Below are 23,704 nucleotides of genomic sequence, written 5' to 3'. Positions count from 1 at the left end.
GCCTATCACCACCCTGACCTTGCAACACTGTAGGCCTCGTCTAGGTGTATTTGGGAGGCCTAGCTTCGTAACCAAACGTTACTATTTTGGATTACGAGAGCACTTTTTCCCCGCATTTCGAAACCTGCTTATTCTTAGTTGCGAATGTCCGGTTTGGGCTGAGACCAGTCCTCAACAACCATTGAGCCTATGGCAACTTTGTCCGCGAGGCAGCCTTTCGTACTTGTTCCATTGAACGGCCATCACTCAACCAGAGATCGCTTCACATAAAACCGCTAAAGCGATATTCGCGGTTTGTTATGGAGCGGCAAGTCACCCAATGGTTGCGAAAACTTGCCGTTAGAGTCACCTGTCTTCAATGACCGCAACGCGGACAAAAATCCGAATTCGCTGCGGTTGCTCGAACGACAACTGCTGGCGGGTCGCGACGGCGACCCCCCCCCCCCGCAGGTCGGGCGGGAAAGGGACTTTCACTGCGATGACAAACTTCTTTTTTACTCGTCGCCAAAGGGGACCAACGTACATCTATCACCGATGGGTATTAATTCCGGCTTTCAAAAATGTAGATCTGGGTTCAACATTCCATTACCAAAAATCATTTTAGTCGCTCAAAAAAACTCTCAAACTCCGCGTCCGAGATTGTTGCGCACTCGTATGGGTTTGGAAATTGCTCCTCTTCAACAGATTCCCTGAACGCCGTAAGTGCAACTCGGCGTTGGTGTTTTATCTGTTCATATAGTGAATTGAGATCACCAAAGGCGCGTGCGTGGCGCGGGCTTTCGCATTGCTCTCCGCATATGTCATTTTGAAAAAGGTAGATAATGTCTGCGCCGGGACCCGAACCGAGCGACGATGTTAACAGCGACGTACGCGAGGAAATCTCAGCCATTACTCGGTCACAGATAACTTCAGCCTCTACCGAAAAGGCTCCGGCATCTTCCATTGTGCGGAACGCATTCCAAAGCGCGATAGCCTCGTCCGCAGTTTTACCAACGGCACGCAGGCCGCCTCGCCAGGTCGATTTGCGAGGAACCAGGCCAAGATGACACATCACGGGGATATCTTCGCGTGCCAAAAGTTCAACAATGTGCGGCCCTCTTGCCGTGTAGATGCTGTCGGCACCATCCTTCATGGCCGCAAACGCGGCGGTCAGCACGTCACTTTCCGTCGCAAAGTCCGGAAGACCAAGTGCAGCGGTGAAGAACAATTCAGGCGCGCCTTGACGCACGGTAGACGTGTTGTGGGCATTGCCCATGATCAAATCAATTCTGGCATCTTTCGCGGCTGCTGCCTCTTCGGTTGTATTCGCCGTCGTCTGAACCAGCTTGCGGATACCCTTTAGCGCACGAAGATCGGAAGCGGTGTAGTTTCTAAGTGAGAACTTCGCGTCCCAGTCGTAGATCCGTTTCATGGCATCACCCGATATCGATAAAGACATCTCCGCCTTCGACCTTAACGGGGTAGGTTTTCAGATTCACACAGACCGGTGAGCGCTTTGCCTCGCCGGTGCGATAGTCGAATTGGCCGTTGTGCATGGGGCATTCGATCAGATGATCGATCACCAGACCGTCTTCCAGATGCACTTCTTCATGGGTGCACAGGCCGTCGGTGCAGTAAAATTCGTCCTCGGGGCTTCGGTAGATGGCAAAGGTACGATCGCCATTGTCGTAACGGATTAGATCTTCGGTTTCGATGTCATCGCAAGCGCAGGCGCGGGTCCAGTTCGTCATGGGCTTTCCTGTATTCCGGGGAGTGGGTCACTCGGCCGCTATGGCTGTTGGTCGAGTGTATTCTGGGCTGGGGTTAGCGTCCTTGGGCAGCAACGGCTTGCGGTCGACAAAGTAGAACGGATCGCGCCGCTGGATCAGAATGGCTGGGAGCATTTCGCGAAACGCGATCAGTGTTCCCGCGTACGCTGGTGGGCAATCGCCTTTGATTTCTTCGTGCAGGGCCGGGAGATTGTAGAATGGAACCATGGGATACATGTGGTGTTCGACATGGTAGTTCATGTTCGAATATACGAAGCGGAAGAACCGGTTCATGTAGACGGTTCGCGAGTTCAATCGGTGATCCGGGACGTCTTCTGCCAGCCCGGCATGCTGCAGTGATGCCAGCAAGTGATGCAGCCACGAACCATAAAACGTCGGTCCGCCGATCAGCACAATGGGCAGCCATGATTGCAGCACCATTGCCAAAACAAATGTCACCGCGAGGATTGCGAGGTGAACACGCGACGCCAAGAACGCCTTAGAACGGTCGGCTTCGATGAGGAAGGTTTTCTGATCTTTGGTCAAACGACCAGCCGACAGCCAAAACATCTTCTTCAACTCATTCCAGCCAGATTGCAGATGCAGCATGTTCCATAGGATGTTGAGTGGATGCGGAGGCCGGGGAAACGCAATCTCGGGGTCTTTTCCGACGATCACCGTATCCGTGTGATGGCGTGTATGGCTCCACCGCCAAAGATAGGGGTTTTTCAGCGACATAAATGAGGCCAGCTGATAGGCTGCGGTGTTCAGCCAAGGCGTTTTGAACACAGTCCCATGGCAGCACTCGTGCCAACGACTGTCGGCACAGGATCCATAAAACACCCCGTACAGGATAACAGACGGCACTGCCCACCACGTACCCCAGGTCAGAATGACCAGAGCACCGGTTGCCAACACCAATCCCAGCCAAATCCCGTAGTCGATCAAGGCCGGAGCATCACGGCGCTTCATCAATTCCTTCATCCGTTTCCGGGGGACTGGAGTAGAATACCACTGTTTAGGTGCAAAGCTTGGACCGCTGTCCCGGCCCGTCAGCGAATAATCCCGCCAAGGAAGGGTATTGTCCTTCGGCACATCAGGTTCCTTATCTACATTGCTGTTGCCGAGCAGAACCGAAGGGCGTCTGAATCGTCAAACCTGTCGTGATATTTTCTATCATTTCTCTCAGAAAATTCTGTAAAATAGATGATACGTTTTATCATGGAGCGTGCTATGGCCCGTGTCACACTCAAAGACGTCGCAGAAAAGGCGGGGGTAGGCGTCGCAACAGTAGACCGCGTTCTGAATGCGCGCGCGCCAGTTACTGCGGCGACATCTGCGCGGGTTCTTTCAGCGGCGGAAGCGTTGGGGTATCGCTCGGCAGGATTGTTGCGGCGCCGGGTTGAGGAGATGGCTCCAGCAAAACGGCTGGGCTTTATTCTTCAAAAGGAAAGCAAGTGGTTTTATCGCGAATTGGCAATCGAGTTGCAGCAAAAAGCAGAGCAGTTGCGCAGTATCCGGGCAAAAGTTGTAATCCAATACGTAGAAAGCCTGTCGCCGTCCGAGCTTGCAACTGCGATTGACGAAATGCACGGCAAGGTAGACGCCATAGGCTTGGTTGCGATTGATCATCCGGAGATCAATCGTGCGATCGCCAGCGCCGATGTCCCTGTCATTGCATTGCTCTCGCCCCTGTCATCGCCTCACGTTACTGCCTATGTCGGGATCGACAGTCGAAAAGCAGGGCGGACGGCAGGTTGGGCGATGGCGCGTCTTGATCGAACCGAAGGCGTGGTTGGCATCCTTATCGGGTCGCACAGGTATCTGGGGCACGAAGCGCTTGAGAGCGGGTTCAGAAGCTACATGCGCGAATTTGCACCGCAGAAACCTCTTCGAGACTCTGTGGTGTATCTGGATGACGCCGCAGTCGCATATGAAGCGACAGCAGAATTGCTGCGGGCCAACAAATACCTCTCCGGCATCTATCATTGCGGAGGCGGGGTGACCGGAGCATTGAAAGCGCTGCGCGAGGCAGGGCAATCGCGGGAGGTTGTCTACATCTGCCATGAACGGACACCGGTTACCGAAGCTGCGCTTGCCGATGGCAGCATCGATTTGGTGATTAACAACCCGCTGGATCAGGTTGCTGATCGCGTGACTCAGATGATGTCTCGGTGTCTGACTGGAAAACCAATTCAGGAACAGGTTGGGGTTATTCCCTTCGATCTCTGCACATCAGAAAACCTGTGAACATCAGCCGAAAGTGGCGCCGTTGATGTTTTCACGGGTGATGACTTCAACTGGAACGACCTCTGCCTGATGGGAGCGGTTTTCCAGTGTCGCGATCAGGGTTTGAACGGCTTGTTCGGCGATCCGTTGCATATTCTGATGGATGACAAGATCCATTGATCCGTCCAGCAGGTAGTTTCTCGTCTTCGGCGTAAGGTTGTGGCCGATCAGCATGATTTCTCCGGTCAAATCGCGATCAGCCAGAGCCGCAACAATGCCTTCGTTGCCACCGCCGACGTTATAAATGCCCAGCAGCCCAGGATGCTCGTCCAGCATCTGGCCCACCACCACGCGATTTTCCAGTACATCATCGTGGCCGATATAGGTACCCACAACGCGGAGGTGGCTGAAATCCCTTCGCAAGGCCGACCGAAACCCCATCTCTCGATCCGAATGGTTGCGATATAGTTGCTCGCCGGAAATCACGCCGACGGTTCCGGATTGCCGTAGCATTCGACCCATAAAATAGGCCGCTGTTCGTCCTGCGGCCATGTTGTCCGTCCCGACAAATTGGCCCAGAACAGGGCTGATCAGATCGGAGACGACAGGTATGCAGGGAATATTCAAACCGTGCAGCTCTTCAACTGCGTCGCGAACCCGCGGATCATCCAAAGCCTGAAAGCCAACTGCATCAATTCCCTGCCCGGCGCAGGCTCTTAGTTTTCGAGCCAACACTGATGGTTCCAATTTCGTGGAAAAGACACACTCGACAGTGGCGCGGCCATTGGTGAAAACATTCTGAAAACAGTTGCCCAGAAATTCTGTCGATGGTCCGGCTTCCTCTGGTAGAAATATCTTCAGCCGCCAGGGTCGCGCAGGCTGGTCTAGTTGAGCGCCGGATTCGATTGCGTGCTTGGCCTGCAAAACACGCTGGCGGGTCTCAGGCTTTACGTTAGATCTGTTGTTCAAAACCCGGTCAACCGTAGCGGTGCCGACCCCCGCAATCCTCGCAATCTCGGAGACGCGTGCCTTCTTTGGGATTATTACAGCCTCATCGCTCATAGACCCCTACTAACATCATTTTCGATCAAAAACATCCTCAAACGATCTTTGAAGAACATCAAAAACCATCTTTGCCGTCATTTGATGCAAATTTTCTTGCCACCGAATTGTGAGGGGGCTTATCCCAACGTCATGCAACGGGATCGAGTCCCGTTCAGGGAGGATAGCATGACCTACACAGCTAAATTACTGGCCGGGGTTACCGGCCTAATAATAACGGCCAGTACAGCACTGGCAGCGGACTTCACCTTTAAATATGGCAATGAGCAGCCGGAAACCTCTATCCGTTCGCAGTCCATGGACTGGTTCAAGACCGAACTTGAAAAACGTACGGACGGTCGCATCGAAGTCGAGAATTTCTTTGGTGCCGCGCTTGGTAATGAGCGTGAAATGATGGATCAGGTGACGGCCGGTTTGCTGCAAGGCACGCGTGGCGGTTTCTTTGCCGACGCGTCCGGGGCATTCAACCTGTACCAGTTGCCGTTCCTCGTCGCGAATTGGGATGAGATGGAATGTCTTGTCGGTTCGGACTTCACCAAGGGAGTGCAGGCTCGTGCCGAGGCGAACGGATATCACATCCCTGCCACCGGTATCAGCCAAGGGTTCCGGGCCTACACCAACAACGTTCAGCCAATAACATCGGTTGCTGATCTGCAAGGTCTGCGCATCCGCGAACCTCAATCTGATCTGATGATCGCCACGGGCACAGCTATCGGGTCGGTTCCGGTCGCCATGCCGTTTTCAGAGGCATATCAGGCATTCAAACAGGGCGTAATTGACGGGCAGCACAACCCGCCGCAAAATATCTGGGACTTTAATATTCATGAAGTCCAGAAGTATCTGACACTGTCGAACCACATGACCGGCCCCGATCCTTTGATCGTCAACAAGGCATGGTATGACGGTTTGCCCGAAGCCCTTCAGGCCACCTTTGACGAGGTTGCGGTCGAAGCGATGGCGATGTCGGACAAGCTGTATCGCGATGCTGAAACGAACATCGTCGGCGAACTCGGTAAGCACATGGAGATCAACGAACTGACGCCCGAAGCCCTGGCGGGTTTCCAGGAAGCCGTCGCGCCGGTCTATCAACAGATGATCGACGCAGGTCATTTCACGATGGATGATATCGACGCTGCCCGTGCTGCAGCGGCGTCTTGCGGCTGATCTGAAATGGCAATTCCGGGCGCTCTTACCCTGCGCCCGGATTCCCTTCTTAACGGAACCGGTTTATGGATACGCTCTCTGCAATTGACCGTGTACTGACGCGCGTTATCGAAGCGTTGATGGTCGTGCTGTTTGGGGTGTTTTTGGTGATTGTCGTCACCAAAGTCCTGATGCGCCCCTTTGACATGGCGATCTACGGTGTCGACGAACAGGTCAAGATCGCGTTTCTTTGCACCTCGGCCTTGGGCGGTGCAGTCGCGATTACGAAGCGCGAGCATATCGCGATCACATTCTTCATCGACATGATGCCCTATTACGTCAAAATGGCCTTCTACGTGGCAGGGCTTGTCCTCGTGGGAGTGATGAACGCGGCTTTGGTGTGGCTGTCCATCGATTGGATCGCAGGGCCTGGGAAAAACATGTGGCAACCCTTCGGGATGCCTCAGGCTTATGTGTTCATCATTGTTCCGATCTCCTGTTCGATTGCCGTGTTCTATTGCTTTGTTCGTGTGGTTCTGACTCTGGGCGGTCGGGATTCCATCGATGTTCTCTGGATGCCGGAGGACTGACATGTTGATCCTGTTTGCCACGCTTGGAATATTGTTGGTCTGCGGAGTTCCAATTGCCTATTCTCTGGGGCTGGCGTCACTGGCGTATTTCCTGATCGAGGCCCCCACAGCGACCGGTTTCGTTGTTCAGCGTTTCTTCTCCGGCATCAATAATTATCCGCTGGTTTCACTGCCCTTCTTCATCCTGATGGGCTTGGTGATGAATTCCGGAGGCATCACGCGGCGCCTGCTGGACCTGTCCATGTTCTTCGTCGGCCGGTTGAAAGGCGGGCTGGGGTTGGTCAACGTCGTGGGCTCGATGATCTTTGGTGGCATTTCAGGTTCTTCTGCCTCGGATACTGCTTCAATCGGGTCCGTGCTGATTCCTGAGATGGAGAAACGAGGTTACCCCAAGAGTTTCGCAGCGGGGATCACGGTTGCCTCGTCCACTATGGGCATGATCATCCCGCCGTCTGTTCCCATGATTATCTACGCCGTCGCCGCCGAAGAGAGCATCGGTCGCCTGTTTCTGGGCGGGATCATTCCCGGCATCATGGTTGGCTTACTTCAGCTGATCGTCGTGTGGTTGCTGGCCAAGAGGAACGATTACCCGACAGAGGACGTACCGTTTACATTGGCCGAAGCTGGGCGGCAGGCCAGACGTTCTGCCGCAGTAGCGCTGATGCCAATCTTGATCGTAGGTTCGGTGGTCTTCGGCTTTGTTACCCCGACCGAGACAGCCGGAGCTGCTGTTGTGTATGGCCTGATCATCGGATTGTTCATCGTCGGATTTGGTGTTCTGAAAGAACTGCCTGGAGCCATGCGCCACGCAATCATCATGTCCGCTAAGATCATGATGATCATCGCATTCAGTCAAGTGTTCATCACTGTTCTGGCGCTGGAACGTGTGCCCAATCAACTGGCCGATTTCGTTTCGGGCCTCGGACTTGGCCCGGTCGCCTTCATGGTTCTGACGGCCATTTTGATCCTGATGGCGGGTACGTTCATCGACGTTAGCCCCGCCATTCTATTACTGACACCAGTTCTGTTGCCGGTCGCTGAAAAACTGGGCGTTTCCGGCGTACATTTTGGTGTGGTGATGGTCTCAGGGTTGGCGGTTGGTGCGTGCACACCGCCGGTGGGGAATTGCCTCAATGTCTGCGCTGCAATCTGCCGTCTGCCAATCGGGAAGATTTTCATCGGGGCGGCGCCGTTCCTGCTGGCAAATGTGGTCGTGCTGCTTTTGATTGCCGTCTTCCCGCAACTTGTCATGTGGATACCGGACGCAGTTATGGGGCCGTAGCGACACAGAATTGGGCAGCGGGGTGTCTTCCGGACCAGCCCGGCCTTGGTCAGCCAAAGCCTGAAATCCCCGCACACATCGACGCCTCGGAAGATGGGGCGCCAAACCTCAACTCCGGCCGGGCCGGACGACACATTAGGAAGACAATTATGCAACGTGCAGGTGTCATTGGATTAGGGGACATGGGCAGCGGGCTGGCCAAGAACCTCATCAAAAACGGGTTCGAAACCACGGGGTTTGATCTGAGTGAGGCGCGACTGAAGACGCTGGGTGAAATGGGCGGAGCGCTCGCTGCCAGCGTGGCAGAAGTGGGGGCCAATGCGGATGCAGTCTATGTCATGGTCATGAATGGCGATCAGGCCAAAGCCGTCATTCTTGGTGAAGACGGTCTGGTCCGTCACATGGCACAAGGCGGGACGGTCATTCTGACCGCCACGATCAAACCGCGTGAGGCCCGCGAGATTGGCGAGGCAATGGCCGGTTCTGGCATTCACCTGATCGATAGCCCTGTCTCTGGCGGCTTTCCGGGTGCGCAGGGTGGTACACTAACCATGATGGCCGCGGCCTCTGATTCCGTACTGGATGAATTCCAACCGGTAATGGAGGCGGTTTCGGCCACCATTCACCGTGTAGGGGAAGGGCCCGGCCAAGGTCAGACTGTAAAGGCATGTTTACAGACCCTAATTGGCTCGATCTTCGCTGCAACATTTGAAGCGTCAGTCCTTGCTGCCAAGGCGGGCGTGAAGGGAGAAAACCTGTTCAAGGTCTTTTCAACCTCTGGCGCGGGATGCGGATGCACCAACACGGCGCTGGAGAACATCATCGACCGTAAGTTCGAAAACACTGGCTCGGGCATCGGCACCATGCACAAGGACCTGACCATCTCACTGAATCTGGCCGAAGAGCTGGGCGTTCCAATGCATACTGCTTCATCTGCCATGCAGATTTTCCATGCTGGCAAAACCAAATTCCCCGATGGCGACAACTGGGCCTGCACCCGCGTGATCGAAGACATCGTCGGCGCTGAGTTGCATCGCTGAGAAAGGACAAACACATGAAACTTGGCGTTATCTGTGATGGCATCAGTCGCGACCTGAAACACGCGGTCGATGTGATGGATGAGTTTGCTCTCGAATATGCGGAACTACAATTCGTCGGCGATACAGAGGTTGGCGATCACTCGGCGGTTGAGATCCGGGAAATTGATACACTGCTGCGTGACCGCGGCAAGCCTGTATCCTGTCTGTCGCGCCACATCTTCGCGGGAATGAGCGGAGCGAACAAACCAGGGGACGACCTGCACAGCAAGCATTTGGATTCTCTGAAGCGCGTGATCGACATGGCGCATGTGGTCGGCAGCCCATTGGTTCGCATTATGACTCCGAAGAAAGAGCAGATTCTGTGGGGGTCCGGAGGTGCAGAAAAATGGAACGTCGCCAAGGGTGCATGGGACGCGATGCTGCCCCTGATTGCTCCGGCGATTGACGTTGCCAAGGACGGCGGAGTGACTTTGGTCGTCGAAACAGGCAACGGGACCATGGTGAATTCGAATTACACCGCCCGTAAGCTGATCGATGATCTGGATGCCAAGGACACGTTGAAGGTACTTTGGGACCCGGCCAACAACTGCTGGTGTCACGAACAAGCGTTTCCTGCTGGGTACGACGAAATAAAAGATGGTTATCTCGGGCACATCCACATCAAGGACGTTCAAGTCGACACGCCCCGCGCAACATTGACGGTCAAACAAATGGGCGAAGGCCAACTGGCCGATCAGTTTCAGCCGATGGCGGATGCTCTGAAAGCCGCCGCCTATGATGGGGTGATATCATTCGAAAGTGTCTACCACCCCGGTAACGGAAACTTCGAAGAGGGTTTCCGCCGCTGTATTGATCGCTTCAAAGAGCATTTTGGTTGAACCTCTGGTGAGACCAAAACGGCCAATCGATGTTCCTCCCAATACATTGTTCGGCCGAAACACAGACCCGTCGTTAGGCGGGTCTGTTTTGGTTTTCAGGTGAAAACCGAATAACGGTCAAAAGATCTAGTTCTGCGGGACGATTGAGGAGATGTCGCATTATCTGCTCGAAAAAAATTCTTCCGGCAATCGTGTCGCAGCGAAAGACGGGTCACCAGGGTATCCCGGAGAATCTTGGGCAGCAAATTTTGTTCTTTGGTTTGGGTATGAAACCTCGAGATATCGAGCTGCACCGAATCCAGTTTTTTCCGCAACATCGATTTTACTGACCCTACAAATCACTCATTACTCGAAAGTGAGAGTCGTCGGTGTTCATTGTGTTTCGCACCATCAGTTCGATTGATTTGTCAATTTCCGGATCATCGGGTTCAAAGACGGCACAAGCCTTAAGAGCGTCCTTAATGTTGGTTTCTTTTCCGAGGAAACAATAGAGAACGCGCGCGCAAAGCGGCTCTCTGGAACTGCTGGTCGAGACGCCGAGTTTCAGACCGGGAAGCCGATTGTGACGGTTCTTGAAATTGGGATATAGAATTGTCTGACTTATTTCTTCGCCCGTGATGGCATCGAAATCGACCTGAAAGATGCGGTCGTTTAGGTAGAATGCCAGCCCGTTATAGCGACCATGCATTCGGGCCTTGTCCCGGCCCTTGATCGCCATGTTTTCGATGCGCGAGTAACGCGTAACACCTCCTTCTGTCGACAGTCGCACCAGAGTCCGCAAGATCATTCCCGGATAAGTCATGGTATAGGAATACTCGTGATAGAAACCATCATACCGGGACAGGTCATTACGAGAGCGCTTGGCCAGTTGTTCCAGATAAGCAGAATAGGCCAGTGGGCCCACATTGGCGTCGCGACGCAACCGGACCAGCTCTGCAAAATCATCGTGTGGCAGTAATATTTCGCCTTCTTCTACACCAAAGAAGTCGCAGATTTTCGCGAGGGCATGTTGCGAAGGCCGTGAGGCACCGTTGAGGTATTTGTTGAATTGTGATCGGTTTATTTCCAGCTGACGACAAACCTCGGCCACCGACTTGAAATGGTTGGTCAGCAACCTCAAGTTCCGTTGGAAATCCTCGGCCATACCTGAACTACCCCTTCTTGTTCGGATCGGCGAATCTCAAAAACACCAGATATTTCGGTCAACACCGGACAATAATGTGGCGCTATCTGGCGCTCATGCAAGACCTTTTTGCAACTGGTTGCAACACCTCACCAAATTGAGTCGAACGCAGGCCCGGTGCTACCAGACCTGATGCGGTGGGGCGATCATCCCATTGTCCACGACGCATCGTCATCACTAACAGGGAAACTCTGGATCATGGGAATATTCGACAGCCTGTTTGGCGCTATCAATGACCTGACATGGGGTTGGTCACTCGTACCAATTCTTGTCATCTTTGGCGTCTTCATCACTCTACTAACTGGGTTCGTTCAGTTTAAGTTCTTCAAGCGCATGTTCCGTGTGCTGTCTTCAAACAACCAAAGCGCCGATCCAAATGCCATCTCGGCACGGCAGGCGTTGCTGGTGTCGGTCGGCGGACGCGTTGGTGGTGGCAACATCGCAGGGGTTGCGGTTGCCATTACACTTGGTGGTCCGGGCGCGGTGTTCTGGATGTGGGCAATCGCGATTGTCGGCATGGCTACCAGCTTGGTCGAATGCTCGCTGGCACAGCTGTACAAGCGCCGTCAGGAAAATGGCGATTTCCGCGGTGGGCCTGCACGCTCTATCATCCATGGTCTGGGTGAGCAGTACCGTTGGCTGGCCATTGTTTACGCGATCTGCCTGATTGCGTCATTTGCCATCGGTTTCAATGCATTCCAGGGAAACACGGTTGCCGGTGCGGCAGAAGAAAGCCTTGGACTTAGCCGTTTTGTCACCGGTGCAGTGCTTACGGTGATTGCTGGCTTTGTTGTCTTCGGTGGTATTCATCGGATCGCTAAGGTGGCGGATGTGGTTATTCCGGTCATGGCGGTCGCCTATCTTCTGATGGCTTTTGTGATCATCCTGATCAACGTTGCAGACGTACCGGGTGTGTTCGTCTCCATAATTGCCAACGCCTTTGGCTGGGAAGAAGCAGTCGGCGGCGGCATGGGTGCGGCCATTGCCAACGGTTTGCGTCGCGGTCTGTTTTCGAACGAAGCCGGTCTGGGTTCAGCGCCGAACGTGGCTGCAACGGCTGACGTGCGTCACCCGATCAGCCAGGGCATTACCCAGTCGTTCTCGGTCTTCATCGACACGATCATCATCTGTACATGTACCGCTTTGGTCATCTTGCTGAGCGACGTGTATCAGCCCGGTGCGGATATTGATGGGGTGGTTCTGACCCAGCAGTCTCTGGTAAGCCACCTGGGCGAGTGGACACAGTATTTCCTAACCTTCATCATCCTGCTGTTTGCGTTCAGTTCGATCATCTACAACTACTATCTGGGTGAAAACGCGCTGACCGTGATTACCAAACACCCGATGGCGATCAACGTTCTGCGCGTCGCCATTATGGGTATCGTATTCCTTGGGGCAACGGCGCCGGGTGCAACATCAGTGTTCGCTTTCTCTGATCCGGCGATGGGTCTGCTAGCGCTAGTCAACCTCGTTGTGATCATGATGCTGCTCCCGACATGCCTCCGCATTCTGCAAGACTTCCGAAAGCAGCTAGCAGCAGGTGTGGAGCGCCCGGTTCTGAATCCGGATGATTTTCCTGATCTTGACCTTGATCGCACGGCATGGACCGGGAAAGTGAAAGACTGATTTTTATCTGGGCGCGTGACGCATTGGTGTTCGCCTCCAAGACAGAAATTCTAAAAAAACTGGAACCTCGCCAATCGTTGGCGAGGTTCTTCTCTTACTACAGAGAACAGGCTCAGTGTTCCAAATCGCAGGTGAAATTCGGTGTGCGGTGCAGCTGTAGCGCGGAGATCTAAATGAACAGAACGGTGCAGGAAATTTCCGCAGAGATCTTCAGGCAGGACGAGTGGGGGCAAACCGCCCAATATATACCCGAACTTGCCGAAGTTGACCCTAGGCAATTCGCGATAAGCGTGTGTTTGAACGATGGCAGTATTTTCAGCGCAGGTTCGTCTGACACGCCGTTTTCAATTCAGAGTGTATCAAAGGTCTTTACACTTGTGGCCGCGCTTGGACGCGTGGGGGATCAGCTTTGGAATAGGGTTGGTAGAGAGCCGTCCGGTGCCACTTTTGACTCCGTTGTACTTTTGGAAAGAGAAAAAGGTCGGCCACGAAACCCATTCATCAACGCTGGCGCAATCGTCACCACTGATGCACTATTGTCGGGTCGAGAACCAAAAATAGCGCTTGCCGAAATAATCGGACTCGTTCGGCAAATGGCCGGATCAGACGAAATTCACATTAATCACAAGGTAGCAGCGTCCGAACAGGAGACGGGATCCAGAAACTTTGCGCTTGCGCACTATCTCAAATCCCACGGGAACTTGTTCAATTCACCGGAACTCACACTTGGGGTTTATTTTCATCAATGCGCCATCGAAATGACAACCAAACAGTTGGCGATGGCTGGCCGTGTTCTCGCCGGGTTGGACGATGCGCCTCGTGTTATCTCGCAACATCATGCCCGCCGAGTGAACGCACTGATGATGACTTGTGGGCACTATGATGGTTCAGGTGATTTTGCGTATCGGGTAGGTCTGCCAAGAAAGAGTGGCGTTGGTGGCGGTTTGCTTGTAGTCGCACCAAAAGTTGCGTCTATCGCTTTGTGGTCACCAGGGCTGAATAGCTATGGCAATTCGCATGCCGGAACACGCGCTGCTTCAATGCTATCACAAGCGACAAATTGGTCAGTCTTTTAGGTGGGTTCTAAGAAGGCACTCCCGGCTCACAATAAGGGGGCTGAACGCGATTTGGTGAGGAAGTAGCCAGACGGAGGGATTATTCGCATGCTGTAAGACTGAGTGGAACACCGATTTTGTTTGTGATTGGCGCAGCGCCGCCTTGGAGGACCGAGTCGGATGTCGGCTTTAGGCCGTCGCTACCAGCATCAATGTCAGCTTTCTGCGCACTGCCGACATTGATGCACGGTGCAGCAATTTGCATTTTGGGCTCATTTCGGGCTTTCTCTGTGTCTTAGACCAATGGCAGCCATCAGGCTGCTTTGATGCGATGGAAGACCTTTGAGTCGCAAATGGCAAAACTGGTGCGCCGAGGAAATTCCAGTTGGTTGAAAATCAATGCTTTAGCCGCGCCGCAATGGTAAATCTATGTGTCGCCCGACAACTTGTGTAAGGCGACACATAGTTCTGCCACCAGCGACAGAACCTTTCCATTTTCGCCTCACTTCCTTCATCTAACACCTGGACCGATCTCATTGATCCTGACTTCTTTTTGGGAAAATCAGGGCTGATTTGCAGATCAGTCGCCGAAGGCGCCTGTTCCTGCTGATCTGCCACGTGGCGAACGCGGATGGGGGCGAGGCAATGCTATTAGACAATAGTGGTACGGCTCGCAGGCGCAGCCGAGGACACGGTGTTGTCCAATAGGGTTGCCCGAGGGGAAGGCAGCGTCTTACCCTTACAGCCAGAGGCGTTTGGCTTGTCCAGATACCGATGACCCAAAACAGGTGCAGCGGAGCAGGCTGCGCCTTTACTGTTTGCGCAAGAACGCGTTGTTATTCTAATGAAACTGGCGGAAACCGGTCATTCGCTGTAATCGAAAAATCTCTCTTTGATTGTGACAGGTTTCGGGTTCCGAGCAGAAATTGAAACAAACTACAGGGCTATGGGAAGCTGAAGCGTAACGCTTGCTCCTTTTTCGACTTGGTTGATCGCGACCACTCCTCCGTGACGCTTCGCGACAGCTGAGACAATCGACAACCCTAAACCGCTACCTTCGGAATATTCCAGCTGCGAAAATCGACTGAAAACGGCTTCGCTTTGGTCGGGTGAAAGGCCGGTTCCGTCATCAGATACGGTTAGTTTGACGTTCCTCGCGTCACAACGCAGTACAACTGATATTTGCCTCAATTTAGCGCCGCCGTGCTTAAGCGCATTGTCCAGCAGGTTTTTGATAGCCTCTGCCAAGAAGATCCGATCTCCCGAGACCAAGATTGTTGGTTCTGGCAATGTGACTTCAAAATCGATCCCTTTTGTGAGGATATGAACGCCCATGTCAGCGCAGGCCTCTTCCACAACCGCACGGAAATCAATCTTGTCCATCTGATCCTGATGCGTAGGTTGCCGCAACCGCTCCAACGACAATAGCTGCTCGGCGACTGTGGCGGAGTTTTTCGCCGCTGACACAAGTTCGATAATCCGTTTGTCCTTGTCCTCATCCGTTTTTGCGTCCCGCAACGCCTCGGCCATGGACTGAACCGCTGCCGCGGGATTTCGCAGCTGATGCGCGGCTTCTGAGATAAACACCTGATGGGCGTTGATGCTGTGCTCGACCTGTCCAAACAGCCGGTTCAAGGTCTGAACAATTCCATGAACCTCGACCGGGACCGGGCGTCTGATTTCGCTCAGGTCGTCAGGTGAGCGTAGGTCGATCGCATCCTGCAAATCCAGCAAGGGGCGCAACCCGCGTGCGACCCCGAACCACACGACAACGGCAAGGGTGGCCAGCAGAATACCCATCAGGATCCCAGCGCGGATCGACAGTTCGTTGGCAAAAGCGTTGCGGTCCGCAACGCGTTGCCAAGCTGTCACTGTCGCATCGCCTACCAAGTTGTCCAACGTGACCCGCTCGGTCATTTTCAGGACGCGCACCGACTCATCCCGATAAACTGCTTCGAAAAATTGCGGCTGGTACGCGTCCTGCTCTGACGGGTTTGCGGCGGCCGGTGGATATGCATATCCGGTGACGTAGATTCCGCCGGGTCCGGTCACGTGATAAAAAATCTCTCCGCCTGACGCATCGCGGATCAAGCTGCGCGTGGTGGGCGACAAGGCATCGCCTTCTGACACAGCCACGTCGCGCGAAATGGCCAGACCGGCGGACAACAGGCTGTCGTCAAAAAGCTCCTGCGCCGTTTGCTGGGCCACGGTGTAGCGCCAATATCCAAGCAGGATTGCGAGCAGCACCAATGGCGTCAGGATCAGAATGAAAAGCCTGAGCCTGAGTGAACCGTGCCGGATCACTTCAGCACCTCTAGCAGATATCCAAGGCCACGGGCGGTCTTGATCCGGATGCCAAGGTTCTGAAGGCGTTTGCGCAGTCGTGACACATGTGGCTCGACGGCTGAATCGTCGACATCGGCGCCCACGCCGTAGACGTAATCGGTCAACTGACTTTTGGGGACGATCCTGCCCCGCCGTTCCAGCAGGCATTCAAGCACAGCCATTTCCCGACGCGGCACATCGAGAACTTGGCCCTTTGCGCTCACCTGCCGGGCGGTGCGGTCGAACTCAAGATATCCGATGGTCTCGCGCGCGCCATAATCCAGTTGTTTGCGACGGGACAGCGCGCGGATGCGGGCCTCAAGCTCGTCCATTTCGAAGGGCTTCACCAGGTAATCGTCGGCGCCCATATCCAGGCCCGACACGCGGTCGCTGGTCTCGGTACGTGCGGTTAGCAGGATGACAGGCGCGCTGTCGCCCCGGTTGCGCAGGGACCGCAAGATCTCAAGCCCTGACCGACCCGGCAGGTTGATGTCCAGAACGATCAGGTCTGCGCCTTCCTGTTCCAGATACAAATCGGCCGCGACACCATCTGTCAGCACATCAGCGGCATGGCCCCGATCCCTCAGGCGGTAAGCAATGGCGTTGGCGAGGGTCTCGTTATCCTCGACGATGACGATCCGCATTCGGGCTCCTGCAAGTTTCGCGCAAGGTTGGCGCTCCATGATTGCCAGATGGGAGGGGGAATCAACCCCACAGTTCTATTTGCAATCACGGTGGTGCGGAGGGCGCTGACGTGGTTGTCTGGTCAACAGGGAGGAACCAATGGCCATTTCCAACTTCACCCGTCGCGCCGTCGTGGGGCTGATTGCCGCCGCCGGACTCGCCGCACCTGCCGCTGCCGAGGTCGATTTCTCGGGCAAGACCATCGAATGGGTCATTCCGTTCTCGGAAACGGGCGGGTCGGCCAAATGGGCCAACTTCTTTGCCCCGCTTCTGTCCGAGGCGCTGCCGGGTCAGCCGACTGTGGTAGTCAAGTTCATGCCCGGTGCAGGATCGACCAAGGGCGCGAATTGGTTTCAGGAGCAGGAGCACGACGATGGCACCCTGCTGTTTGGCACGTCGGGTTCAACACAATTCCCCTATCTGCTGAGCGACCCGCGTGTGCGTTACGAATACAACGATTGGATTCCGGTTATGGCGTCGGGTACCGGTGGCGTTGCCTATCTGAACGCCGAGGATGGAGCCAAGTTTGATGGTTCTGCCAATGCGCTGAAAGACACCAACTTCATCTACGGCTCGCAGGGCGCGACTCGTTTAGACCTTGTGCCGCTGCTGGCCTGGCAGATGCTGGGCATGAATGTTGAGCCTGTCTTTGGCATCAAGGGCCGCGGTGATGGCCGCCTGATGTTCGAACGTGGTGAAGCCAATATCGATTACCAAACGTCCTCGGGCTATCTGGGCGGGTCGGCCCCGCTGGTCGAGGCTGGTCAGGCCGTTCCGATGATGACGTGGGGCGCGTTGGATGCGGATGGCAATATCGTGCGCGACCCGACATTCCCGGATATTCCGACCTTTAAAGAGGTTTGCGAGGCCACAGATGGTTGCGAAACCAGTGGTGAGGCATGGGACGCATGGAAAGCCTTCTTCGTGGCAGGCTTCCCGGTTCAGAAGCTGGCCTTCCTGCCCGGTGACACGCCGCAAGAGGTCGTCGATGCCTATACAGCAGCGTTCCAAGCTGTGACCGAGCGGGGCGATTTTGCTGATATCTCCTCGAAACGCGTTGGTAAGTATCCTGTTTTTGTCGGCGAAGGCTCAAAATCTGCTCTGCAGACGGCGACCAACGTCGATGACAATGCCAAGCAATACGTCCTGAACTGGCTGAAAGAGGCCTACGGCGTCGAGCTGAACTAAGCTGACACGTCGTCGCGCGCCCAACGAAGGGCGCGCGTTTCTCTACATACAAAACAGTTAATGAAAGGCGGCCGCTATGGAGGTTTTCGCCACCGCTCTACCTGCGCTTGGTGACGCGTGGGGTCTTATCCTGCAACCTATCGTATTGGGTTATCTTGTGCTCGGCGTCGTTATGGGGCTGGCTGTAGGTGTTTTCCCAGGGCTTGGAGGCATTGCCGGCCTTTCGCTGTTGCTGCCTTTCATGTTTGGAATGGACCCGATCCTTGGTCTGGCACTGATGATCGGCATGGTGGCGGTGGTGCCGACCTCGGACACATTCGCGTCCGTCCTGATGGGCATTCCCGGCAGTTCCGCCTCGCAAGCGACGGTGCTGGACGGCTTCCCTATGGCCAAAAAGGGCGAGGCCGCGCGGGCGCTGTCGGCTGCCTTTTCCTCATCCTTGTTCGGCGGCCTGGTCGGCGCGACCTTCTTGACTATGTTCATCCTGATCGCGCGGCCTATCGTTCTTGCCTTCGGTCTGCCCGAGATGTTGATGATCACAATTCTTGGCCTTTCTATGGTTGCGATCCTTGCCGGGCGTATCCCACTGAAAGGCGTCGCCGCCGCCGGATTGGGCCTGATGGTCGGTACCATTGGTGAGGCCGACGCGGGCGGCTCACTCCGTATGGCGACCTATGACATTCCCTACCTGACGGATGGCCTGAAACTGGTCATCGTCGGTTTGGGCATCTTTGCCGTGCCCGAGATCGTATCGCTGTTGCGTCAAGATCGGTCGATTGCCAAAGGGGCCTCACTGGGCGCCGGTTGGCTGGACGGCGTCAAAGACTGGGCGGCCAATATCTGGCTTTCTGTCCGCTGTTCGATCATTGGCGTGATTGTTGGCGTCATACCCGGTCTTGGTGGTTCGGTCGTCGATTGGATCGCCTATGGCCATTCGGTTCAATCCACCAAGGACAAAAGCAATTTCGGCAAAGGCGAAGTGCGCGGAGTCATCGGCCCGGAAAGCTCAAACAACGCCAAGGAGGGCGGCGGGCTGGTGCCAACTTTGCTGTTTGGCATTCCCGGTTCCGGCTCAATGGCGATCTTTATCGGCGCGGTGGCCCTGCTGGGGTCTGGCGATATCGAGGTCGGTCCAAGCATGCTGAAAGACAATCTCGACATCACCTATTCAATCGTTTGGTTGCTGGCGCTGGCCAACGTCGTGGGCACGATCTTGTGCATCGCGGCATCGGGCGGGATCGCCAAGCTGACGACCATCCGCTTCACCTATCTGGCCCCGTTCTTGTTCATGCTGATCAGCTTTGCGGCGTTCCAGTCCGGTCAGAACTTCGAAGACCTGCTGGCCTTGTTCGTGATCGGCCTGATCGGCATCTTCCTGCGCCGCTTCGACTGGTCGCGCCCCGCCTTCCTGATCGGTTTCGTTCTGTCGAACCCGGTTGAGAAGTTCACCAATCAGGCGTTCCAGATCGCCTCATTCCGGTTCCGCAAAAGCTTTGGCGAGGGGATGGAATATGTCTTCAGCCCTATCGTCATCGTGCTGATCGTTGTCACGGTTGTTTCGGTCATTCTGGGTATCCGGCAGGCCAAGATGATCATGGCCGAGGGTGATGTTCAGGCCGGTACCAAACGCGCGCCGCTTATCTTTCTGCTGGTGATCATGGCCTACCTGATCGTCGCTTTGGTCAATGCCAACTTGATCCCCGACTACAACATGACCGACAAGATCATCCCGCTGGTTATCGGCAGCGTCTCGCTATTCTGTTGCGTGATCCTTCTGATCCAGATGATGCGGCGGCCCGAGGGTGACGCGATCTTTGCCGACAAGGAAATCGCTGGTGAAGACGCCAGCGCACCCCACGGTCTGTGGTCCACTCTGGCGTGGTTCGCCAGTTTGATCGCGGCCACGTGGGTGGTGGGCTTCATCCTCGCCCTGATAGGGTTCCTGATCGCCTTTCTCCGTATCCGCGCCGGGTCCAGCTGGCAGATGACTCTGATCCTGACCGCCTGCGGCATCGGGTTCATGTGCCTGATGGCGGGCGCTCTGAACCGCGATTTCCCGCCGGGTCTGTTGCAGGACATGGTCAGCCTGCCCTGGCCGTTGAAGTGAGGGGTTCAAGATGACTCAAACCGCTATCCCTTATATCTTGATGCGTGGCGGCACGTCGAAAGGCCCGTATTTCCGCCGCTCGGATTTGCCTGAGGATTTGGACGCGCTGGCCGAGGTGCTGATCGCCGCTCTTGGGTCCGGGCAGTCGCTGAACATCGACGGCATCGGCGGCGGCGCGGCGGTGACCACAAAAGTCGCGATGCTGTCGGTCAGCGAGGATGACTGGGCCGATATCGACTATTTCTTCGCGCAGGTCTCGGTCGAGGACAAGCTGGTCGATTTCAAACCGACTTGCGGCAACATCCTGTCTGGGGTTGCCCCTGCTGCCACCGAGATGGGGCTGTTCAAACCGCAGGGTGATGAAACTGAAGTTCGCATTCGGGCCGTCAACACTGGGGCTCGGGTCGTGGCCAAGGTGAATACACCCGGGGGCGAATTGACCTATGAGGGTGATGCGGAGATCGCCGGCGTTCCCGGTCATTCAGCGCCGGTGCAGTTGAGTTTCATGGGCGTGGTGGGCTCGGCCACCGGAGCGTTCCTGCCCACGGGCAACCTGCGCGATGCAGTTCAGGGCGTCGAACTGACCTGCATGGATGTCGCTATGCCGATGGCTATCGCCCGCGCCACAGACTTCGGATTGACGGGCTATGAGAGCGCCAAGGAGCTGGACGCAAACCGCGCGTTCTTTGACCGGATGGAGGCCGTTAGGATCGAAGCAGGGCAGCGGATGGGTATGGGGGATGTGTCCAAATCGGTCACCCCTAAGTTCGGCCTTGTTGCTCCGGCCAGAGAGGGCGGAACGCTCGCAGTGCGGTATTTCATGCCGTGGAAAACCCACCCGACCATGGCGGTCACCGGCGCGCAGTGCATGGCTTCCTGCGTGTTGACGCCTGGGACTGTTGCGGACGGTTTGCTGGATCGCCCCACTAAAAGCCCAGCCGAAGTTGTTCTGGAACACGCCTCGGGCAAAATAGACGTGCTGGTCGATTTCTCTACCGACGAAGGTTTCACCGTGAACGCGGCGGGCTTAGTTCGAACTGCGCGCAAGTTGGCGGACGGGCATGTTTATGTGCCGCAATCTGTTTGGGACGGGAGTTGATTAGGTGGCAGCTATTAAGTATGCTATGGTATACAAAAAGGGAGGTCACGATGGACAACTACTCGGAATGCCTCGGTATCGCGCGTCAGGAACTAAAGCTGGCGCAAGCGGCCTTGCGGCGAGATATGGCAGAATACCCAACGCCGATCGCCGGGTGTGATGAGCAGTTCAACCATCTGCTGGATCAAAGCGAACGGGTCCGAAACGCTCTGGCCGCCCTTGACGCACCGCATTTTGTCCCGACGCCAAGAAAACTGAACACCGAGCAGGGTATAGAAAGCCGATGAAGGTCCACATTCTTGATGACTGGTTTGGCACGCTGCGTGGCCTGCCTTGCTTTGAGAAACTCACCGGTCATGAGGTGACGGTATGGACGGATCATGTCGAAGACACTGACACTCTGGCCGAACGACTGCAGGACGCAGAGGTGCTTGTCCTGTTCCGCGAACGTACCAAAGTCACCCGCGCCTTGCTGGAGAAATTACCAAACCTGAAACTGATCAGCCAGCGCAGCGTTTATCCTCATGTCGATGTTGAGGCCTGCACAGATCACGACGTGCTGCTGTGCTCAAACATGCATGGCGGGACGCCGTCTTATGCTGCAGCCGAACTTACTTGGGCGTTAATCATGGCCGGGATGCGGGATTTGCCCGCACAAATGGCCTCCGTCAAAGCAGGGCACTGGCAGGCGGGCGTGGGCAAGACGCTGAGGGGGCGTCAGTTGGGGCTCTATGGCTATGGCCGCATTGCTCGCGCCATTGCAAGTTATGCCGAGGCCTTTGGGATGAATGTGGTCTGGTGGTCATCCGTAGAAGGCCGGGCGCGTGCGCAGGCGGATGGCGCGCAGGTCGCGCCCAGCCGTGAAGCGTTCTTTGGCAGCAGCGATGTTGTCTCGGTCCATGTGCGCTTGAAACCGGACACGCGCGGGATCATCACCGCATCGGATTTCGCAAAGATGCAGCCGGAGGCGCTGTTTGTGAACACCTCGCGAGCCGGGCTGATCGCACCTGGTGCTTTGCTTGAGGCGCTGAACGTCGGTCGCCCCGGCAAAGCGGCAATTGATGTGTTCGATTCCGAGCCACTGATTGATCCGACCGACCCGCTTTTGTCACATCCCAACCTGATCGCGACCCCACATATCGGCTTTGTCACTGAAGACGAGTTCGACCTGCAATTCGCGGATATTTTCGATCAGGTGAACGCCTATGCCGAAGGCGATCCGATCCACATGATTAACCCCGGGGTTTGGGCCAGCGCAGAATAAGATTTGCGGCGATGGGCGCGCCGATGATCACCAACACGATCCTTGTCAGATGGTGGGTGATCACAAAGCCCAAATCCGCGCCCGAGACGATGGCCAGCACCGTCATCTCTGCCTGCCCACCGGGCGCGAAGGCCAGAAACGCCTCGACAGGTTGGCCCAGTCCCAAGGTGGTGACAACGGCGGTGAAAGCGGCTGCCAGGACGGCAAGGACAATGACATAGGCGAAGCCCGCTGCCACTACCCGGCGTAGTTCGACCCATGTGACACCTACGAATTTCACACCAATTCCGCAGCCAATGAAAAACTGCGCTGCAAGGATGGCCTCGCGAGGCGGTCGGGTATGAATGAAGTCGCCCAGTGACAAGGCGGCCGTAAGGATCATTGGCCCCAGGATTGACGCCCCGAACAGGCCGATCCGCTCCCCGCCTTTCCAGCCGATAATGGCGGCCAGAACCATCAGCGCCAATTCATGTATTGGCAGGTTGTACGCGGGCTCGCCAATCGGATTGGTGAGTTGGGCATCATAGAACACGGTGAGGAACAAGGGGGCCAACGTCACGATGATCAGCACGCGCGTACCGTGGATCAAGGACAGGGTACGCGGATTGGCCCCGGCCTCAGTGCCAAAGATGATCATGTCTTGCAAACCGCCCGGCATGGCTGCGTAGAAAGCCGTTGTGGAGTCAAAGCCCCAGAATTTGCGAAAGAATGGCACACCTACCAGCGCGATTAGCAGGATGAAGAACGGGATCAGCGCAATTGACGCGGCCATTTTTGGCAATTCAGCAAACAGAGCCGGCGTAATCGATGCCCCTACCGCCACGCCCAGTATAGTGCGGGCGGCAACCGAGACCTGTCCAAAGCCTTCCATCGGTGCGTGCGCAAGAGCCGCAATCAAACATGCGCTCATTGGCCCGAACAGAAAGGGTAGCGGCAGGTTTAGCGCCCAAAATACCCCAGTGCCCAACACCGCCAGGCCGAGCGTGACGGCCCGTTTCGTCAGAAGAGAGGGGGTATCGGTTTGGCTGTGCAAGGTAAGCGTTCCAGCTTCGTTGATTTATATTGCATCCATATGTATACAACTGGATGTAAAATGACAAGAGAGCCTGCGATGACCTTTCAAGACGCTCCGTTACAACCTGGCCCACAAGGCAATTCTGCGTATCAGCGCCTGCTGGACGAGATTCGCGAGGGCACTCTT

At 55.5% G+C, this 23,704-nt stretch carries 21 protein-coding genes; 13 read left to right on the top strand and 8 right to left on the bottom strand.

The window, feature by feature from the left end:
- Positions 1-595: 595 nt before the first annotated feature.
- The 3 genes from ACR0LW_RS21010 to ACR0LW_RS21000 are packed head-to-tail and all read right to left on the bottom strand — an operon-like array spanning position 596 to position 2,732.
- Positions 596-1,411 (bottom strand): 3-methyl-2-oxobutanoate hydroxymethyltransferase, encoded by an 816-nt coding sequence (locus tag ACR0LW_RS21010; protein ID WP_480884367.1) that lies wholly within the window; start codon positions 1,409-1,411, stop codon positions 596-598.
- 4 nt (positions 1,412-1,415) lie between these two features.
- Positions 1,416-1,730: a MocE family 2Fe-2S type ferredoxin gene (locus tag ACR0LW_RS21005; RefSeq protein ID WP_170680686.1), complete on the bottom strand. Its 315-nt coding sequence runs from the start codon at positions 1,728-1,730 to the stop codon at positions 1,416-1,418.
- A gap of 27 nt (positions 1,731-1,757) precedes the next feature.
- Complete coding sequence (locus ACR0LW_RS21000; RefSeq protein WP_480884366.1) at positions 1,758-2,732, bottom strand: fatty acid desaturase; 975 nt, start codon at positions 2,730-2,732, stop codon at positions 1,758-1,760.
- Positions 2,733-2,981: 249 nt separating this feature from the next.
- Here ACR0LW_RS21000 and ACR0LW_RS20995 point away from each other — a divergent pair, with 249 nt between their 5' ends.
- Positions 2,982-3,998, top strand: a complete 1,017-nt coding sequence (locus ACR0LW_RS20995) for a LacI family DNA-binding transcriptional regulator (RefSeq protein ID WP_480884364.1) — start codon at positions 2,982-2,984, stop codon at positions 3,996-3,998.
- Between the two features lie 3 nt (positions 3,999-4,001).
- Here the strand turns inward: ACR0LW_RS20995 and ACR0LW_RS20990 are convergent, their stop codons facing one another.
- Positions 4,002-5,039, bottom strand: coding sequence for a LacI family DNA-binding transcriptional regulator (locus ACR0LW_RS20990; RefSeq protein ID WP_480884362.1), 1,038 nt, complete (start codon positions 5,037-5,039; stop codon positions 4,002-4,004).
- 168 nt (positions 5,040-5,207) lie between these two features.
- Here ACR0LW_RS20990 and ACR0LW_RS20985 point away from each other — a divergent pair, with 168 nt between their 5' ends.
- The 5 genes from ACR0LW_RS20985 to ACR0LW_RS20965 all read left to right on the top strand — a co-directional run bounded on the left by ACR0LW_RS20985 (position 5,208) and on the right by ACR0LW_RS20965 (position 9,972).
- A complete protein-coding gene (locus tag ACR0LW_RS20985) occupies positions 5,208-6,203 on the top strand; it encodes a TRAP transporter substrate-binding protein (RefSeq protein ID WP_480884360.1) in 996 nt (331 codons plus the stop codon).
- A gap of 65 nt (positions 6,204-6,268) precedes the next feature.
- Entirely contained in the window at positions 6,269-6,772 is a 504-nt protein-coding gene (locus ACR0LW_RS20980) for a TRAP transporter small permease (protein WP_170410378.1), read from the top strand.
- A 1-nt stretch (position 6,773) separates the two neighbouring features.
- Positions 6,774-8,054 carry a TRAP transporter large permease gene (locus tag ACR0LW_RS20975; RefSeq protein WP_170714116.1) on the top strand — a complete coding sequence of 427 codons (1,281 nt, stop codon included), beginning with the start codon at positions 6,774-6,776 and terminating at the stop codon, positions 8,052-8,054.
- A gap of 149 nt (positions 8,055-8,203) precedes the next feature.
- Positions 8,204-9,094 (top strand): NAD(P)-dependent oxidoreductase, encoded by an 891-nt coding sequence (locus tag ACR0LW_RS20970; protein ID WP_170714112.1) that lies wholly within the window; start codon positions 8,204-8,206, stop codon positions 9,092-9,094.
- Between the two features lie 14 nt (positions 9,095-9,108).
- Positions 9,109-9,972: a sugar phosphate isomerase/epimerase family protein gene (locus ACR0LW_RS20965; protein WP_170714110.1), complete on the top strand. Its 864-nt coding sequence runs from the start codon at positions 9,109-9,111 to the stop codon at positions 9,970-9,972.
- 331 nt (positions 9,973-10,303) lie between these two features.
- Here the strand turns inward: ACR0LW_RS20965 and ACR0LW_RS20960 are convergent, their stop codons facing one another.
- Complete coding sequence (locus ACR0LW_RS20960; protein WP_480884356.1) at positions 10,304-11,116, bottom strand: helix-turn-helix domain-containing protein; 813 nt, start codon at positions 11,114-11,116, stop codon at positions 10,304-10,306.
- A gap of 237 nt (positions 11,117-11,353) precedes the next feature.
- Here ACR0LW_RS20960 and ACR0LW_RS20955 point away from each other — a divergent pair, with 237 nt between their 5' ends.
- Together ACR0LW_RS20955 and ACR0LW_RS20950 are read left to right on the top strand one after the other, a co-directional pair.
- The gene (locus ACR0LW_RS20955; RefSeq protein ID WP_170525083.1) at positions 11,354-12,781 is read left to right on the top strand and encodes an alanine/glycine:cation symporter family protein; all 1,428 of its coding nucleotides are present in this window, start codon (positions 11,354-11,356) and stop codon (positions 12,779-12,781) included.
- Between the two features lie 173 nt (positions 12,782-12,954).
- The gene (locus tag ACR0LW_RS20950; protein ID WP_480884354.1) at positions 12,955-13,857 is read left to right on the top strand and encodes a glutaminase; all 903 of its coding nucleotides are present in this window, start codon (positions 12,955-12,957) and stop codon (positions 13,855-13,857) included.
- Between the two features lie 915 nt (positions 13,858-14,772).
- Here the strand turns inward: ACR0LW_RS20950 and ACR0LW_RS20945 are convergent.
- A complete protein-coding gene (locus ACR0LW_RS20945; RefSeq protein WP_480884352.1) occupies positions 14,773-16,140 on the bottom strand; it encodes a sensor histidine kinase in 1,368 nt (455 codons plus the stop codon).
- Entirely contained in the window at positions 16,137-16,805 is a 669-nt protein-coding gene (locus ACR0LW_RS20940; RefSeq protein WP_480582979.1) for a response regulator transcription factor, read from the bottom strand. The genes ACR0LW_RS20945 and ACR0LW_RS20940 overlap by 4 nt, the downstream gene beginning before the upstream one ends.
- Positions 16,806-16,944: 139 nt before the next feature.
- Here ACR0LW_RS20940 and ACR0LW_RS20935 point away from each other — a divergent pair, with 139 nt between their 5' ends.
- From ACR0LW_RS20935 to ACR0LW_RS20915, 5 genes are all read left to right on the top strand, one after another.
- Entirely contained in the window at positions 16,945-18,033 is a 1,089-nt protein-coding gene (locus ACR0LW_RS20935) for a type 2 periplasmic-binding domain-containing protein (protein WP_170624810.1), read from the top strand.
- Between the two features lie 76 nt (positions 18,034-18,109).
- Positions 18,110-20,140 carry a tripartite tricarboxylate transporter permease gene (locus ACR0LW_RS20930; protein WP_480884349.1) on the top strand — a complete coding sequence of 677 codons (2,031 nt, stop codon included), beginning with the start codon at positions 18,110-18,112 and terminating at the stop codon, positions 20,138-20,140.
- Between the two features lie 10 nt (positions 20,141-20,150).
- Positions 20,151-21,239, top strand: a complete 1,089-nt coding sequence (locus ACR0LW_RS20925) for a 4-oxalomesaconate tautomerase (RefSeq protein WP_480884347.1) — start codon at positions 20,151-20,153, stop codon at positions 21,237-21,239.
- A gap of 50 nt (positions 21,240-21,289) precedes the next feature.
- Positions 21,290-21,526 (top strand): hypothetical protein, encoded by a 237-nt coding sequence (locus ACR0LW_RS20920; protein WP_480884345.1) that lies wholly within the window; start codon positions 21,290-21,292, stop codon positions 21,524-21,526.
- Positions 21,523-22,503 carry a D-2-hydroxyacid dehydrogenase family protein gene (locus ACR0LW_RS20915; protein WP_480884343.1) on the top strand — a complete coding sequence of 327 codons (981 nt, stop codon included), beginning with the start codon at positions 21,523-21,525 and terminating at the stop codon, positions 22,501-22,503. Before ACR0LW_RS20920 ends, ACR0LW_RS20915 begins: the two co-directional genes overlap by 4 nt.
- Here ACR0LW_RS20915 and ACR0LW_RS20910 read toward each other — a convergent pair.
- Positions 22,472-23,536 (bottom strand): AbrB family transcriptional regulator, encoded by a 1,065-nt coding sequence (locus ACR0LW_RS20910; RefSeq protein ID WP_480884341.1) that lies wholly within the window; start codon positions 23,534-23,536, stop codon positions 22,472-22,474. The genes ACR0LW_RS20915 and ACR0LW_RS20910 overlap by 32 nt on opposite strands.
- Positions 23,537-23,704: the final 168 nt, after the last annotated feature.

Source organism: Ruegeria sp. N4, assembly GCF_056531425.1.
This window is presented reverse-complemented; position numbering and strand designations above follow the sequence as displayed.